Origin of the sequence: Sphingobacterium sp., from assembly GCF_039596235.1 — a bacterium.
In the GTDB taxonomy this organism is placed as follows: Bacteria; Bacteroidota; Bacteroidia; order Sphingobacteriales; family Sphingobacteriaceae; genus Sphingobacterium.
In genome coordinates this window covers 328,113-342,711 of sequence record NZ_JBCNKE010000003.1, presented here as the reverse complement: position 1 = coordinate 342,711, position 14,599 = coordinate 328,113, and the positions used below count along the sequence as shown (strand labels likewise).

Below are 14,599 nucleotides of genomic sequence, written 5' to 3'. Positions count from 1 at the left end.
TAACTACGGAAAATAAAATGAACAAATTGAATTTCATGTTGGTACTGGTCATCACAATCTTATTCTGGCGACCAGCAGCTGCGCAGGAGATCAACGAAGAATCCCTTTACCAAATCGTCAACAGCAATGGACTGGCCTGGGATAACGATGAATTGTTTGATGACGGTGCAAAAATAGTACTGCGCAAAGCACAAAAGACAAAAAAAAGCCAACTATGGCGTTTCAAGAAAAATACCAATGGCTCTTATATTATAAACAATCCCCTTACTGGTACGAATATAGACAATGCCAACCAATATTCGGGTAACGGTAATCCCATTATGCAATGGGGTGCCAATCCATCCAATCCAAACCAACAATGGACACTGACATTTACAGGGACAGGTGCCATACAGATCCGACACAGCAGTAGCCGGATGAACATCGGAACACTGCAGGAAGATCGTGAAGGCAGCGTTCTCTATCAATTACCTGGAGCCGTTCAGGATTGGAAACTCGTGGAGATCGATTCAGAGCTAGCTAAAGGGTTTGTTTGGCGAGGAGAGGAGGAATGGCAGAATGAAACGATATTCGAAATAAACAAAATGCCGGGCCATGCCACCTTCATTCCATATCCCGACAGCAAAAGCTTAAAAGAGGATAGTTATTTTGAAAAGCCATGGTTACAGCCACGGTCCCCTTATTACCAATCCTTAAACGGAATCTGGAAATTTAAGTGGAGCAAACAACCGAGCGAACGGCCAATAAATTTCTACCAGCAGAAATTTAACGTATCAAACTGGGACAACTTAACCGTCCCCATAAGCTGGGAAGTCAGTGGCTATGGAACTCCTATCTATACCAATGTCACTTATCCTTTTGCCAACCGTCCACCTTTTATCCAGCCTGTCAAAGGCTATACAAGTGAAAAGGAACCTAATCCGGTCGGTTCGTATCGAAAAGACTTTGTGATTCCAAAAACATGGAAAGGAAATAAAATAGTATTGCATTTTGACGGTGTATACTCTGGCTTCTATGTCTGGGTAAATGGAAAAAAAATAGGCTACAGCGAAGGATCAAATAATGTGACAGAGTTCGATATCACCGATGCAACAAAAATAGGTAAAAATACAGTTGCCGTAGAAGTTTATAAATGGACCGATGGAAGCTATATTGAAGATCAGGATATGTTTAGGTTCGGTGGAATTCACCGCGATGTATTCCTGTATTGTCTCCCACAAGTACACCTTTTTGATTTTCATCATTCCACTATATTTCAGGGTAACGACTTTAGCAAAGGTACTTTCCAACTTTACACAAAACTAAACAATGAAAATAAAAATCCACAAAATGGAAAACTGAACGTGCAATTACTGGATCCTCATGGAAAGGTAATCAGCAGGGAAAGCAAGGATTACCACATTGCCTCTGGACAGGAGCTCGAGATGGGCTATCAGCTGGAGCTCTTAAATCCTAAATTGTGGTCAGCCGAATTACCTGCACTTCATACACTCCTGATGGCAGTTGTGGATGAATCCGGTAAAGAAATCCAAACGATAAGTACCAAAATTGGCTTCCGTAAGATTGAAGTCAAAAATAAAAGGGTATTTATCAATGGGAATCAGGTTTTCTTCAAGGGTGTAAACCGTCATGATACGCATCCGGAATTTGGAAAGGCAGTGCCCACAGAAACCATGATAAAAGATATTCTGCTTATGAAGCGACATAATATCAATACCGTACGTACCAGCCATTACCCCAACAGTCCAAAGTTCTATGCTTTGATGGATTATTATGGTCTATATTGCATGGATGAGGCGGATGTAGAAAACCACGGAAATATGGGATTGTCGGATAATGAAAACTGGCGTGAGGCATACGTCATACGTGCACAACGCATGGTTCTGCGTGACCGCAACCATCCATCGGTTATATTCTGGTCCCTTGGTAATGAAAGCGGTAACGGACGCAATTTTGATTTCATGTATCAGAAAGTGAAGGAGCTCGATCGGCAAAACAGGCCGGTGCATTATGAAGGAAAAAATGAACTTGCAGACATTGATTCACATATGTATCCAGCATTGGATGGTATGGCACGGTTTGATCAAAAAACAACGGACAAGCCCTACTTCCTCTGTGAGTATGCGCACGCTATGGGCAATGCCATGGGCAATTTGCAGGAGTATTGGGACTACATCGAAAATACATCCCAACGTATGATTGGTGGATGTATCTGGGATTGGGTAGACCAGGCCCACATTAAAAAAGGAGAACCTAAAAATCATTTCTATTATGGTGGTAGTTTCGGGGAGAAGCCGACAGATGGTGATTTTTCAAACAATGGACTGACCACTCCCGATCGCCGCGTAACAGCCAAGCTAATCGAAGTACGCAGAGTCTATCAGTACGTTAAATTCAACGGGGACGCACTGGCCGCCAATAAGATCAAAATCACCAATAAATATGATTTCCTCAATCTGGATCAATTTTATCTGACCTGGGAGATTCGGAAAGATGGCGTACCGGAACAATCCGGTCGGATAGACCAACTAACGCTTCCCCCAGATCAGGATACAATCGTCAGTCTTCCCTTCGAGCGGAACTTTATACCCAATAGTGAATATCATTTAAATGTGTACCTTCATTTGAAAGAATCAACTAGCTGGGCTGAAAAGGGGTACCTATTGGCGTCAGAACAGTTTGAACTTACTCCGAGGGCTGTCCTCAATGCCATCGACCTTCGGCGTGTTCCTGTGTTGCAACTTGCAGAAAACACCGATGAGATAAGCATTCAGGGACAGGATTTCCAGGCAATATTCGACAGAAAAAAGGGCGGAATGGCATCGTTGGTGTATCATGGCAGGGAGATGATTGACGGCCAATCGGGTTTACAGTTCAATTGGTACAGAAGTCTCAATAACGACAAATACACCGATCAAAACTATTATCCGACAACGTGCGATTCCCGTTTGGATACCGTCGGATTTGGCAAGGATAGAAAATCTGTTGTCATCGCTATAAAATCGGTCGCCACAATCCATAGCAAAGACAGCATCTTAATACCTTATATGACAAATTATACCATTTACGGTGATGGAAAGATCGATATAGAAAGCTATTTTACCTTACCAGAAAAGGCTGAAATCGTCCATCGCCTGGGCTTACAAATGCAGTTACCAGCCAATTATAAAAATATAACATATTTTGGTCGCGGCCCACATGAAAATTATTCCGACCGCCGCATGTCCAACTATTTGGGTTTTTACAAAACTACGCCAACCGATATGGAGGAAGAACATTATACGCGGGCACAGAGTATGGGGAACCGTAGCGAAATCCGTTGGGTTTCTCTCTCGGACGATTCCGGACAAGGTCTGAAAATAACGTCTAAAGATCGCTTGAGCTTTTCGGCACTGAATTTTTCGGATGAAGCAGTATGGAATGCCAAATATGATTTCAAAATTCCCGAAATCAGACAAAATAAAATTTACTTGAGTCTGGATTGTATCCAACAGGGACTGGGAAATGCCAGCTGTGGACCATTACCACTGCCTCACTATATGATTTCATTAAATACGCCTGTGTTTTATTCCTTCAGAATAGAACCATTTATTGTTAATCCATAATAAAAATCAAAAAAGAGGGATAATTTCATTTCGTCTTTTATTATGACAGTAGAAATATCCCTCTTTCTTCTTCCCATTACCGCATTACATAAAGCATAATAGGTTAGGGTCTATTTGCAAGCTATTCAAGCTATCTTATTTTGCCAGTATCAAGCGGCCATGCATCGGTGCGAAAAGGAGCCAATGGCAACCCTTCTTTGCTAAAAATATTACCTATCCCCGTATTACTAAATTGATATCGAACAGCTACGGGATTTTTCACCAGCTGATTTGAAACAATCATCTGATTACCTTTTAGCGCGACTGTGGCAGGGTAAAATACCTTGTCTGGCCCGGAAATAAAAATTTCCTTCCCTTCATTTCCTTTTATTATCAGGCTAGATTCAGCATAATCAAAATCAATCACAATTTGATTTTTCCGCACTGTAAAGGATTTGAACATTGGGCTTTTGTAATTTCCTCTACTTAGCCCATAAGTCTCGGACAAAGCATAGTTTGCAAGACGTAAACCGACGTCTTTTTTATTTGCAGGATGAATATTCAATGTATCGTTAACAAGATCTGAAATGACAACCATACCTGTATTTTCTGTTGCTAGAGCCTTAGACTGCGCTTCGCGAAGTAACGCTCCTACATGATGATTGGAATACCTATTTGGCGCAATCTGTACGTAATAAAACGGAAGACTTTTATGCCAGGCCCTACGCCAGGAAGCGATCATGGTATCCATTAATTGGGTATAACTTGAGGCTGTTTCAACGTTGCTTTCTCCTTGATACCAGATCACACCAGCGATATTAAAATTAGTAAATGGTGCGATCATTGCGTTATACGCATACCCTGGTGCAATAGGCCACCATGAAGCAGGCTTTTTTTGAACTGCTGCATCTTTTAAAATGCTATTATTTTCAACTAATTCTGCTGGGGTCCATACTTCAGCTGGGGTCCCGCCCCAGTTACTACTGATCAAACCAATTGGTACATTCAATTCCTTGTTCAGAATCTTCCCAAAATAATAAGCGACTGCGCTGAAATTTTTCAAGGTGTTGCTATCACAAACCATCCAATTCCCTTCATTGTTGTCCTGTGGGGTTTTAGAAGTTGCTTTAGTGACCTGAAACAACTTAATATTAAGCTTGTCGACAGCTGAAAACTCATCCTTAATACTGGGAACACCGTTGTAATAGTTCCATTCCATGTTAGACTGACCACTGCAAACCCAAACTTCCCCGATAAATACGTTCTCAAGAACAATTTTATTATCACCTTCAAATACGATAGTATATGGGCCACCTGCTTTTGGCGTCTGCACTGATATTTGCCATTTGGCATTTCCATCCGCTAGTAGCTCGACAGTCTTATCATCCCAGGAGGTGGTAATCCGGATTTTTTCACCTGCTTTGGACCAACCCCACAACTGGGTCGTCGACCGCTGCTGCAAAACCATATTATTTGCCAAAATACTCGGTAAACGAATAGCGGCCTGGGATGAGAATATCAGAAAACAGGACATCAGAAAGAGCAGAAATTTGTTCATAATGGTAAATTTATAATGTAAAAAATTAACGTGTTTTAGTACAGTTCTATTTACAAGACACACAAGATATAAAATAAGGTGACAGCAATATATTTTTTTATCTTTTTTGAGCTGTTAACGAAGGCATTATTTTCCACTTACCGATCCTGACGCAAACGATGCAGTAGGAAAGGGAATCAAATCAGCCTAATGATCGCAGCAAAACACCTATTAATCATTCGGTTTTGATGTTAAGATTAAAAATTCCTTGATGCCGATCTATGCATATTGGAGCTAGTTCATAGAGTCTAGTCCTCGACCCGAGATTGCTTTTCCAAGTACTTTTAAGAATGCAATTAGACCTCGAGATTCTGATTTCCAATATTGTATATCTCTCACAGCTAATTTTAATACCCTAATTTTTGGATCTCCTTCTCCTTTTTCAAACAGCTTGCTGTCAATATGATTTCGGTATTTCTTTATCCGAAGTTTGTTGTCGTCCAATTCACCAGTACCAACGATGCGTATAAATTGAAGGTCCCTCGGCCTTGTGTAGATAAGGGTTATGTTTTCATTTGACAGTAGATCATTAAAAGACTTACTCTCAGATGAAATTAGATGCCATAAATTGCCATCATCATCCAATTCCTGTCTTCTTACTGTAATAGAATGTGGAAATCGCTCGGATTCGGAAAAGGTACACAGTATACCTATATCTAGGTCTTCGATCATCATTCTAAGTTTGTTGACTTTAGACTTGTTCATGTATTTATTATCCATACCTCAATTATTTTAATATTATAAACAGGACAGATAGAAAACGAGCATTGTTTTAGTCTTTATACGCATTTCACTGCGCATCTTACGCAATTATTTCATTGATTAGGAACAGTTTACAGGAAATATCAAAGTAACTTTTGTTCCCGATCCTATTTTACTTTCAACAGATACACGACCGCCAATCCTTTCCAAAATACGTTTTACCAAACCTAAGCCAATACCTGATCGTAGTCCCTAGCTGAATTGTATTTAGGTATTGTATGGTTAGCAGGGCTTCATGTTCCTATTATTGCCCCTGTACAGTAACTACAAGCGACTAGTACGATAATGAAAAAACAAAAATTGCTGCTTTCATATTTAGTAATTTACTTCAAAGAATGGCATTGCGATGCAGTCTTTACGGAAACTTATGTGTGTCTACATACATAGGTCAACTATTAATATAGTCCCATTCCAGTCGATGTATATTTATGAGGAGACGCTTTATAGGTCACTTCCGCAAATTCTAACACATCAACAAACGAAGAAAAAGTATTTATAACGCCAAAAGCTTCACGAGCTCTTATGGCAGCAACAGCTGAAACATACACGAAAAATTGTATGATTTACATTCCCTTCTCATCTTGCTTCAACAGGATTTTTATTTCTGTTCCCTGACCGGGTTCACTAATTATATTAATCTTTCCACCTGCCTGTTTAACTACAGTATTCACCAAATAGAGACCTACTCCAGAACCATCGACCAATTTGGTAGCCCTTCGAAATTTCTCAAAAATTGTTGCCCGATCTTCGGCCTTCATACCGATCCCATTATCCTTCACGGAAATAGCAAGATAACCGTCTTCTTTGAACGAGCGGATCAAAATTTCTGGGGCTCGTGATTCGGGTGTATATTTGATCGCATTATTAATCAAATTATAGAGCACGCTACGCAACTTACGGCGTACAAAAGTAAATTCAGAAACCTTTAAATCTTGCTTAATAATTGCATCAGTTTCTATCAGCTGGGGAGCTAAACTCAAACTTACGTCCTCCAGAATATTTGGAAGATCTATCAGTTCAATGGATGCCTGATATTTTTGCTTTCCCCAACGGCTTTCTGTAAGATCATCTATTAACTTTTTTATTTCCACCAAACTTTTCTCATGATTCTGCATCAAGGGCAAGAATTTAGCTGAATTTTTATCCTTTAAACCTTTCATTAAATCAAATGTAAGATTAAGAGCCAATAAGGGATTTTTGATATCATGAGCTAATGTATCAAGCAGCAATTCATGTTCCAGCACAAGCTTCTCTTGCTCTTTGAGATCCTTCACCCTAGGCGTAATATCCACAAATGTAATGATGACACCATTCGTAAGGTATTCATTACGGACGTAATAAGGAAGTATATTCATCTGGTACCACCTTAAATCTGTTGTCTGAATCTCTTTTTCCAGAATTTTACCTGTTGCGATCACTGTATTTATATTACTGATAATCGTAGGAAATCTAAAATTTTCCTTGATCTCGTCTAGGGGCTTTCCTATGAACTCGTCCTTAAGATCAAACTGCTTCATCGCCGGTGGCGTAAACTTTCTCAATATTAAGTTGGCATCCACAAATAACTGCGGAATGATCGTATTGCTAAAGTAATTTTCCAGGTCTTCATTGAGTTGAGTTAAATCATTTATTTGCTCATTTTTGTTCATAGAGGGATACAAAATTTTATTATAAAAACAAGATAAAATAAACATTGTTTTTATAATGAAATGTTCAACAAAGCTCCCTTGGGTGGAGTATTAAACAGGAAATTAGCTTTATTTCCGTAGAGCTAAGTCTTCTTTTCATATTTCGCATGGTGTAAGCTATCAAGATTTTATACGTAATAGAGATGTGTATTTTAATTTCGTACTGTTGTTTTAGAGATAATCGACGCTTTTTCATCCACATTGTCGACGAGCAACATTCGACCACGAACGCGATACAATGCGTCATATGTGCAGGTCTATTTCTTATCCTATGCCAAGTCAATCGAAGAACAAATCGTTTAAATTTGAAAGACAGTAAATTACCAAAATTCAAATAGGGTGGCAATAACCAAAAAATATAAAGCTATGCAAAAGATAATTCCAAACCTTTGGTTTGACAGCAACGCACTGGAAGCCGCAAACTATTACCTATCGGTTTTCAAAGATGGCAAGATCATCAATATCACGTATTACCCAAATTCAGAAGCCGAAGGACTGGCTGATTTCCAAAAGGATTTTGCCGGAAAAGTGCTGACCGTAGAATTTGAGATTCTGGGAATGCGTTTCATCGGGATCAATGCCGGACCGGAATTCAAATTTAACGAGGCTATTTCACTGATGATCCCCTGTAAAGATCAGGCTGAAATTGACTACTACTGGGAAACACTTACATCGGATGGAGGACAGGAGAGCGTTTGTGGATGGCTGAAAGACAAATACGGATTAAGCTGGCAGGTTTGTCCTGAAAATTGGGCAGAACTCAACAAAAGACCCGGCGCATTCAAAAAAATGATGGGAATGAAAAAGATCATTATTGCTGATTTCTAAAACAAGGTAACGACAAAGTCATGCTCCAGCACTGGTGAATGCTGGAGAAAGTAAACGTCCCGTATCATTGAGCGCAACGCAGCAATGGTCGGGACATTTTACCATAGATTCAAGCCTCCTCACGAATTCTATAAATCCGCCTCTGATTATTTCGCCAGCCTTTAGCTCAAACATTTTGATATAGTCGCCCCCAACGGATAACCGCAGTATCAACGAGATCGTTAATCCCGGGTCAATATCTTCTTCATGCTTGGGGAGATCCAACGATTCATAAATTTTACCAAGCGAATTGTAAATCCATTCATAAAGAATTCCAAACCGCTATATATTTAAGATTAAATTAAAGACGACTATGTTGAGTAAATATCAATTCAGTAAAAACCCACTACATTATATTTATGCCCTGATCTGGTTGGCTGTATTCGCAACCTTTGCTTTTTATCTTTTCACAGGGGCGATGTTCAGACCGGAGAATGGCAAGATCCATATTGTTGCAATTCTGATCGCTTGGGTGGTGGAATATCTTGGCCTTACACTGACCTGCCTGATCATCTTATGTTTAGGGATATACAAAGCATTGCGAACAATTTTAGACAAGAAAGGAATTGAATCTTAATCGTGTTCCCGGACGATGGAAACCGACCAGGAACGCAGCTTGCCAGTAGGCGCCCCAATGATCATGATGGGCTTTACGAAAGATGGCCAGCTCCATCCGGATTTGATCCAAGATCGGGATAAGAGATTTGATATTTCTACTGCTGAGAAAAGAGAACAACGCAAATCAATACCTAATTATGCCATTGATCCCTTGGCAAATGAATGGGAACAAGGGCAAATTCGACAATTTGTCATTGGGTATAAGGCCGATAGTGTCCGTTATAAGCATTAGCTAAGCTATTATTAAGCCTCTCCGAAGTTATCGTTTCCCGGTCGCGAATAGGAAGGTGGATCACTGGCCGGAAATGACTGTTCGAGTTGTTCGTCTATATTACGTTCTCGCTCGTCTACCTTTTCTTCTTGTTCGTTATCAATTCTTTTATCTTCCTCTTTTTTAACTTCCTCTGGATCTTCCATAATTATTTCCTTTTTTGTTTACTTTTCTATTGGAACAAGAGTAAATTACATTTGGTTTCGACCGGCTTGCAACACTACAGATTGACTATGAATAGGTATAATGCAAAAGCTTGACAATTATATAGCGGATATATTAGCCGCTCTTAGGGTTTCGATCTTTGTGTCTTGAAGAAATCTCATTGGCTGTACTCCATAATACAATAATGAACTGTAAGAATGCGTCAAGTAAATAAATCCTAGAAATGGTATCGGTAATATTGTAATAAATATCAATCGACATAAATGCCAATGCAGCTGGAATACCAAGAAGAATTTTAGCAGGCTTATTTCCCCCAAATAACAGACCAATAGCTACCGAAATAGAAAGTAGACCGACCATTTTGACCAGCCATAGATCTATCTTTTCACCCGTCAGCATCATAAAGCTATCGATGTGAATTATAGGCCAAAGTCCAGTAATCAGATAATATAATCCTTGTATTTTAAAAACCATATTGAAGGGCTTTTGGAATAGAACCTCTAGGGCAAAGCAATGGTTCTACCGAATAGATTACTATTTTCCTATTCAAGGAACCATAAAGGTCACTCCTTATTATATCGAGCGAAAGATAGATAAGAACGTTGTTATCATCAGTATTATCATGGGACACTATGCGGAGAAATATTACAAGGACCCTGTTTCATATCAGGAGGGCATGCTCGATGAGATTTCTAAACTGGCGAAGCGGAACGTAAGACCTTTATTAAAGGGATTAAAATTTAAGGATTGGAAAAAAGAACGTTTTATCGAAGGTACTTACAGTTACCCTATGCCCGGAGAAGGAAATGCAAGAGCGGTGGCATCCTCGCCTTTATTGAACAAAATATTCTTCATTGGGGAAGCCATGAATACAAATCACGCCTACGGTTTTATACACGGTGCTCTGGAAACAGCAGAGCAGGTCAATAATTATTTTAATCCATTTTTACTTCAAGCCTGTTTTATTCCCGCAATTTCTGTCCTATTGTCTACTAAAAAGCAGGCCCGTTTGTAGCGATACAGCTACAGTAAAGTCGCTTTGATCGAAATACAATAATTTTCGATACAATTTCTTGTAAATTTGTTTTATCAAGCCATTAAAGATTAAAATTAAATTTCAATTAAAGAGAATTTAACACAAAATTAATAACTATAAAATGAATAAGAAAAAAAACAAGCTATCACCTTACTGTAATTCAACCACTTACGAACCGCCTCGAATCCAAGTGCAAAAACTCGCATTAGAGCACAGTATTTCTGCTGGCTCAGTACGGCCTACGGTTACCGAATCCTGGGAAACCGAAACGCAGATAAAGGAATTGGAATGGTAGCAGCTTATAGGGGATCCTGCCATTTAACGAAACAGCAGCTGCTTTGGAAACGGCTGCAATTCGTTTAAACTGGATATAAAGTAGTAGAATTTAAGATTGTTTTTTAAAAAAAGTAGAAATATGAAAAGTAACCTAAGGCATAGTTGTATCGGCCTTTTAATTATTTTGGTTCTCCTAATCAATGCCTGTAATAAAAAGAATTCAGAATTTAGCGGAACAAATGGCTCCACGGTACGATTAAATATAGGACAAACCTTTGCTTTGCAGAATGGCAATAGCAAGGCTACTGCAACAGGGCGACGCATCAGCGAGGCCTCGCAGTCTAGAGAAATTCGTTATAATGACCAATATACACTCGTCGCTACGCTAAGGGAGGTAGGAATTACCAGTTCTTCTTCCAAAGCTTCCAAAACCAAAGCAGAAGTACGCGCGACAAGTGAACAGAAAGCGCTAAAAAAAGGCACTTCTTACTATGTGGCAATTTTTGATGCTTCAGATGAATACCTAGAGACAAAATCATTTAAACAGGGTGAAGGTGCTAAAGATTTTACAATAGACAACGGTAAATATACCTTCATCATCTATGCTTCTGGTACAAACGCCTCCTTACCCTACTTAAATTCAGGAGCTAAATTGAATACCGCAAAGTTTGAACAATTGAGCGCCGATCATGATCTGATGATCGATCAGATTCCTTTTGAGGTAAAGGATGGCCAGAATGAGCTCAATGCAACATTAGCCCATCTTTTTACGCAAGTGACGTTGAAGTTGGACGCTTCGGCGGTGGGCGAAGTTAGTGTTAGCGGAGGAGCAATAAGCCCTTCACATACCAAAGGATCCATTGATGTCGCGCTTGCCGATAGAACCGTCTCTTATCATGGAGCAATAGCGTCTGTACCCTTGGTATTCCAAAACAAGAGCGGCAAAGTTATTTATTCAGATTCGACATTTATTGCAGCTGCTGCAACTGTAGATGGCACAATCAAACTAAGTAACGTATCTGTCAATGGCAGTATTCCTCAAGATGTGGTACAAGGTGGCTGGAATCTCCGTCCAGGGGTAAAGTACGAGTTAGCGATTAATCTGAAGGCACCCGTTGCTCCCACGATAACAGTAGCAGGCACCGATTGGAGCATAGGCGATCTAATCTACAGCGATGGGGTCTATCAATTCGCAGCACCCAGTGACGAAAGTATTTACTATACTTGGTCGCCATCACCGGCAGATCAGACTGAAGCTTTTTGGTATATGGATTTTGAAGATAACGTCAAAGGCATGCGGATGTATCGTGTAAACGGGTCCTATGCGCAAGAGCCCCTAGCGGTAGCAAATCAGGATCCCTGTACATCAGTAAAACCATTAAATTCTTGGCGACTGCCTACCAGCGACGAAATCGTTAGACTGATGTCTGGTAATACTAAAATATATCACGCACGATATGATACACAAAATAATAGCTATCTGAAGACAGGCCTGTTTTTTGGTATTGACTATCAGCCTGAAAAGCCCGAAATGGATAAGTATCTATATTTTCGTTCTTTCTATTTTATCTCCGCTGGGATGTATCGTTTTGCACCAACGCCACAAAGTGCCTACCTGCTGGCTGGAAAAAAATACCTCTCCTTTCAGCAGCCTTATAGCGACGACAAGCGGACGACTTTAGGTGATTATGAGATCAAGCCACTGACATTTAGGCCAAGCGTATCAGCTCCTAGCGAAGCTGTTAGAATACGTTGTGTTAAAAATAAATAATGCAAAAATGAGGCGCTTCTGTGAAGGAGCGCCTCAAACTAACAAAACCACCCAATTTATGTTTATTTCCAGGAAGGATAATGCGGGTCGCTGAAAACACTGCCAGGTGTTGAATTTTCGTTTTTTATTTTTGCGAACAATGTCCTAAATTAGCTTTACAAACTAATAACAAATCAACGCCGGGTGCAATACGATTACCACAATTTAAAAGAAGAAACCCTCTTCCAACTTGTAAAGACTAACGACACGTTAGCCTACAAGGAATTGTTTGATCGTTATAAAGAACTGCTGTTTCGCCATGCCTATCGCATGACACAGGACAGCGAGCTAAGCCAGGATATTGTTCAGGACGTTTTCCTTGTCCTCTGGAATAAAAGGGCAATTATAGAAATCAGCCAATCGCTCGAACCGTATTTGATCAAATCCATCCGCAATAAAATACTGGACCATTTTAGCCATCAGGATGTGGTAGAAAAATACCGGGAGGATGTTTTATCCTTTGTCGAGGAGGGTGTCCGTTATACGGACGACTTGCTGTTGGAAAAAGAACTTGCTGCTATGATCGAACACGAAAAGAGCAAACTGTCGCCCCGTACAAGGCAAGTCTTTGAACTCAATCGCGAGCAGGGACACAGTTATAAAGAGATCAGTGCGCTCTTATCCACTTCCGAAAAAACAATTAAAAAACAGGTCCATAACGCCTTACGCATATTGCGCACGAAATTTGGCTCCTTCTTTTTTTTCTAATCTTTTTTTATTTTTTTAATACTCCCTTTTCCCTGTTCGACCGTCATTACTATTAGATAGCCTTCTTATGGCTATCAGCCTAAAGATGGAGAAAGACACAATACAGGAACTATTCCAAAAATATAAAGCGGGGACAGCGTCTCCAGAAGAACTGCGGATCATTCATAGCTTCTATCTGCATAAAGCAAAGCGTGCATCCACGGAGCTGGACGATCAATTTATCCAGGAGCAGCTCAATGCCATGGATCGGAATTTATTTCCGCGAAAAGCCAACTATATTTCGATATGGAAATATGCTGCGGCAGCGATCGTCATTTTCAGCGTAGCATTTGGACTCTATCAGTATTCACAGCAGCAGCGTGCTGAAAAGGATGCTCAACATGCGACCGAACTGTTTGCTGCCATAAAACCAGGGCATGACCAGGCTACACTTCGTCTGCCCAATGGCGAGGTCATCGCATTGGGTCAACAGGACAAACTGATCAATAAGAATGGCTTCGTGCAGCTGAATACAGGCAATATCGATCTCAGCAAAGCTGGGGGTAATCAACTGATCACGCTGGAAACACCGCGTGGTGGACAATTTCAGGTACAGCTCGAAGATGGAACCAAAGTATGGCTGAACGCCGGTTCGACCATCAGCTATCCAGCCCAATTTGTCGGTAACGAACGGTCCGTCGTTTTAAAGGGTGAAGCTTATTTTGAAGTCGCACACAACGCGAAAAAACCATTTAAGGTTAATGTCGGGAACGATGAAATCCAAGTGCTGGGCACAGGATTTAACATTCAGAGCTACGCAGACAACGCCACACCAATCACCACGCTGGTCCATGGAAAGGTAAAAGTGACCCGCAAAAATAAGCTGCAGCAATCACTGATCCTACAGCCTGGACAGCAAACCTTAGCACAAGCAAATCTACAAAAGGCAAATACGGATATAAGCGGTATTACTGCCTGGAAAAATGGACTTTTCAGCTTCAGACGGAGTTCGGTAAAAAATATTGTCCGCGAATTGCAACGCTGGTATAATATTGATTTTGTCGTTGACCAAACCGCAGCCGAAAATCGCCTGATCACAGGAGAAATCCCTAGAAACGTCAATCTTGACGATGTCATGCAGATCCTTTCTTATTTTGACATCCAAGGCCACATGAAAAACAATAAAGTGTATTTAACCATCAAAAAACAATAGCATAAACAGATAACTTAACCCAATA

The 14,599-nt window shown here is 40.3% G+C and carries 14 protein-coding genes; 8 read left to right on the top strand and 6 right to left on the bottom strand.

The window, feature by feature from the left end:
• Nucleotides 1-17 precede the first annotated feature (17 nt).
• Nucleotides 18-3,605 (top strand): glycoside hydrolase family 2 TIM barrel-domain containing protein, encoded by a 3,588-nt coding sequence (locus tag ABDW32_RS08850; RefSeq protein WP_343561492.1) that lies wholly within the window; start codon nucleotides 18-20, stop codon nucleotides 3,603-3,605.
• Nucleotides 3,606-3,735: 130 nt separating this feature from the next.
• Here the strand turns inward: ABDW32_RS08850 and ABDW32_RS08845 are convergent, their stop codons facing one another.
• The 3 genes from ABDW32_RS08845 to ABDW32_RS08835 form a co-directional block, all read right to left on the bottom strand.
• Entirely contained in the window at nucleotides 3,736-5,142 is a 1,407-nt protein-coding gene (locus ABDW32_RS08845) for a sialate O-acetylesterase (RefSeq protein ID WP_343561491.1), read from the bottom strand.
• A gap of 273 nt (nucleotides 5,143-5,415) precedes the next feature.
• Nucleotides 5,416-5,901 (bottom strand): pyridoxamine 5'-phosphate oxidase family protein, encoded by a 486-nt coding sequence (locus tag ABDW32_RS08840; RefSeq protein WP_343561489.1) that lies wholly within the window; start codon nucleotides 5,899-5,901, stop codon nucleotides 5,416-5,418.
• Between the two features lie 605 nt (nucleotides 5,902-6,506).
• Complete coding sequence (locus ABDW32_RS08835) at nucleotides 6,507-7,592, bottom strand: ATP-binding protein (protein ID WP_343561487.1); 1,086 nt, start codon at nucleotides 7,590-7,592, stop codon at nucleotides 6,507-6,509.
• Between the two features lie 405 nt (nucleotides 7,593-7,997).
• Here ABDW32_RS08835 and ABDW32_RS08830 point away from each other — a divergent pair, with 405 nt between their 5' ends.
• Nucleotides 7,998-8,459, top strand: coding sequence for a VOC family protein (locus ABDW32_RS08830; RefSeq protein WP_343561486.1), 462 nt, complete (start codon nucleotides 7,998-8,000; stop codon nucleotides 8,457-8,459).
• A gap of 18 nt (nucleotides 8,460-8,477) precedes the next feature.
• Here the strand turns inward: ABDW32_RS08830 and ABDW32_RS08825 are convergent, their stop codons facing one another.
• Nucleotides 8,478-8,723, bottom strand: coding sequence for a hypothetical protein (locus tag ABDW32_RS08825; protein ID WP_343561484.1), 246 nt, complete (start codon nucleotides 8,721-8,723; stop codon nucleotides 8,478-8,480).
• Between the two features lie 88 nt (nucleotides 8,724-8,811).
• Here ABDW32_RS08825 and ABDW32_RS08820 point away from each other — a divergent pair, with 88 nt between their 5' ends.
• Both ABDW32_RS08820 and ABDW32_RS08815 read left to right on the top strand, forming a co-directional pair.
• The gene (locus ABDW32_RS08820) at nucleotides 8,812-9,075 is read left to right on the top strand and encodes a hypothetical protein (RefSeq protein WP_343561482.1); all 264 of its coding nucleotides are present in this window, start codon (nucleotides 8,812-8,814) and stop codon (nucleotides 9,073-9,075) included.
• A 15-nt stretch (nucleotides 9,076-9,090) separates the two neighbouring features.
• Nucleotides 9,091-9,348: a DUF1264 domain-containing protein gene (locus ABDW32_RS08815; RefSeq protein WP_343561480.1), complete on the top strand. Its 258-nt coding sequence runs from the start codon at nucleotides 9,091-9,093 to the stop codon at nucleotides 9,346-9,348.
• 11 nt (nucleotides 9,349-9,359) lie between these two features.
• On the opposite strand, the gene ABDW32_RS08810 is transcribed toward ABDW32_RS08815, so the two are convergent.
• Both ABDW32_RS08810 and ABDW32_RS08805 read right to left on the bottom strand, forming a co-directional pair.
• Nucleotides 9,360-9,533 (bottom strand): hypothetical protein, encoded by a 174-nt coding sequence (locus ABDW32_RS08810; protein ID WP_343561478.1) that lies wholly within the window; start codon nucleotides 9,531-9,533, stop codon nucleotides 9,360-9,362.
• A 133-nt stretch (nucleotides 9,534-9,666) separates the two neighbouring features.
• A complete protein-coding gene (locus tag ABDW32_RS08805; protein WP_343561476.1) occupies nucleotides 9,667-10,026 on the bottom strand; it encodes a hypothetical protein in 360 nt (119 codons plus the stop codon).
• A gap of 1 nt (nucleotide 10,027) precedes the next feature.
• Between ABDW32_RS08805 and ABDW32_RS08800 the strand changes: the two genes are divergently transcribed.
• The 4 genes from ABDW32_RS08800 (at nucleotide 10,028) to ABDW32_RS08785 (ending at nucleotide 14,574) form a co-directional block, all read left to right on the top strand.
• Entirely contained in the window at nucleotides 10,028-10,567 is a 540-nt protein-coding gene (locus tag ABDW32_RS08800; RefSeq protein WP_343561474.1) for an FAD-dependent oxidoreductase, read from the top strand.
• A 436-nt stretch (nucleotides 10,568-11,003) separates the two neighbouring features.
• Nucleotides 11,004-12,635, top strand: a complete 1,632-nt coding sequence (locus ABDW32_RS08795; RefSeq protein WP_343561472.1) for a hypothetical protein — start codon at nucleotides 11,004-11,006, stop codon at nucleotides 12,633-12,635.
• A gap of 183 nt (nucleotides 12,636-12,818) precedes the next feature.
• Complete coding sequence (locus tag ABDW32_RS08790; RefSeq protein WP_343561470.1) at nucleotides 12,819-13,382, top strand: RNA polymerase sigma-70 factor; 564 nt, start codon at nucleotides 12,819-12,821, stop codon at nucleotides 13,380-13,382.
• A gap of 67 nt (nucleotides 13,383-13,449) precedes the next feature.
• Nucleotides 13,450-14,574, top strand: a complete 1,125-nt coding sequence (locus ABDW32_RS08785) for a FecR domain-containing protein (protein ID WP_343561468.1) — start codon at nucleotides 13,450-13,452, stop codon at nucleotides 14,572-14,574.
• Nucleotides 14,575-14,599: the final 25 nt, after the last annotated feature.

Bases quoted from the DNA above. Each gene is read 5' to 3' on its own strand.
- ABDW32_RS08850 (WP_343561492.1), top strand. From the start codon at position 18: ATGAACAAATTGAATTTCATGTTGGTACTGGTCATCACAATCTTATTC.
- ABDW32_RS08845 (WP_343561491.1), bottom strand. From the start codon at position 5,142: ATGAACAAATTTCTGCTCTTTCTGATGTCCTGTTTTCTGATATTCTCA.
- ABDW32_RS08840 (WP_343561489.1), bottom strand. From the start codon at position 5,901: ATGGATAATAAATACATGAACAAGTCTAAAGTCAACAAACTTAGAATG.
- ABDW32_RS08835 (WP_343561487.1), bottom strand. From the start codon at position 7,592: ATGAACAAAAATGAGCAAATAAATGATTTAACTCAACTCAATGAAGAC.
- ABDW32_RS08830 (WP_343561486.1), top strand. From the start codon at position 7,998: ATGCAAAAGATAATTCCAAACCTTTGGTTTGACAGCAACGCACTGGAA.
- ABDW32_RS08820 (WP_343561482.1), top strand. From the start codon at position 8,812: ATGTTGAGTAAATATCAATTCAGTAAAAACCCACTACATTATATTTAT.
- ABDW32_RS08815 (WP_343561480.1), top strand. From the start codon at position 9,091: ATGGAAACCGACCAGGAACGCAGCTTGCCAGTAGGCGCCCCAATGATC.
- ABDW32_RS08810 (WP_343561478.1), bottom strand. From the start codon at position 9,533: ATGGAAGATCCAGAGGAAGTTAAAAAAGAGGAAGATAAAAGAATTGAT.
- ABDW32_RS08805 (WP_343561476.1), bottom strand. From the start codon at position 10,026: ATGGTTTTTAAAATACAAGGATTATATTATCTGATTACTGGACTTTGG.
- ABDW32_RS08795 (WP_343561472.1), top strand. From the start codon at position 11,004: ATGAAAAGTAACCTAAGGCATAGTTGTATCGGCCTTTTAATTATTTTG.
- ABDW32_RS08785 (WP_343561468.1), top strand. From the start codon at position 13,450: ATGGCTATCAGCCTAAAGATGGAGAAAGACACAATACAGGAACTATTC.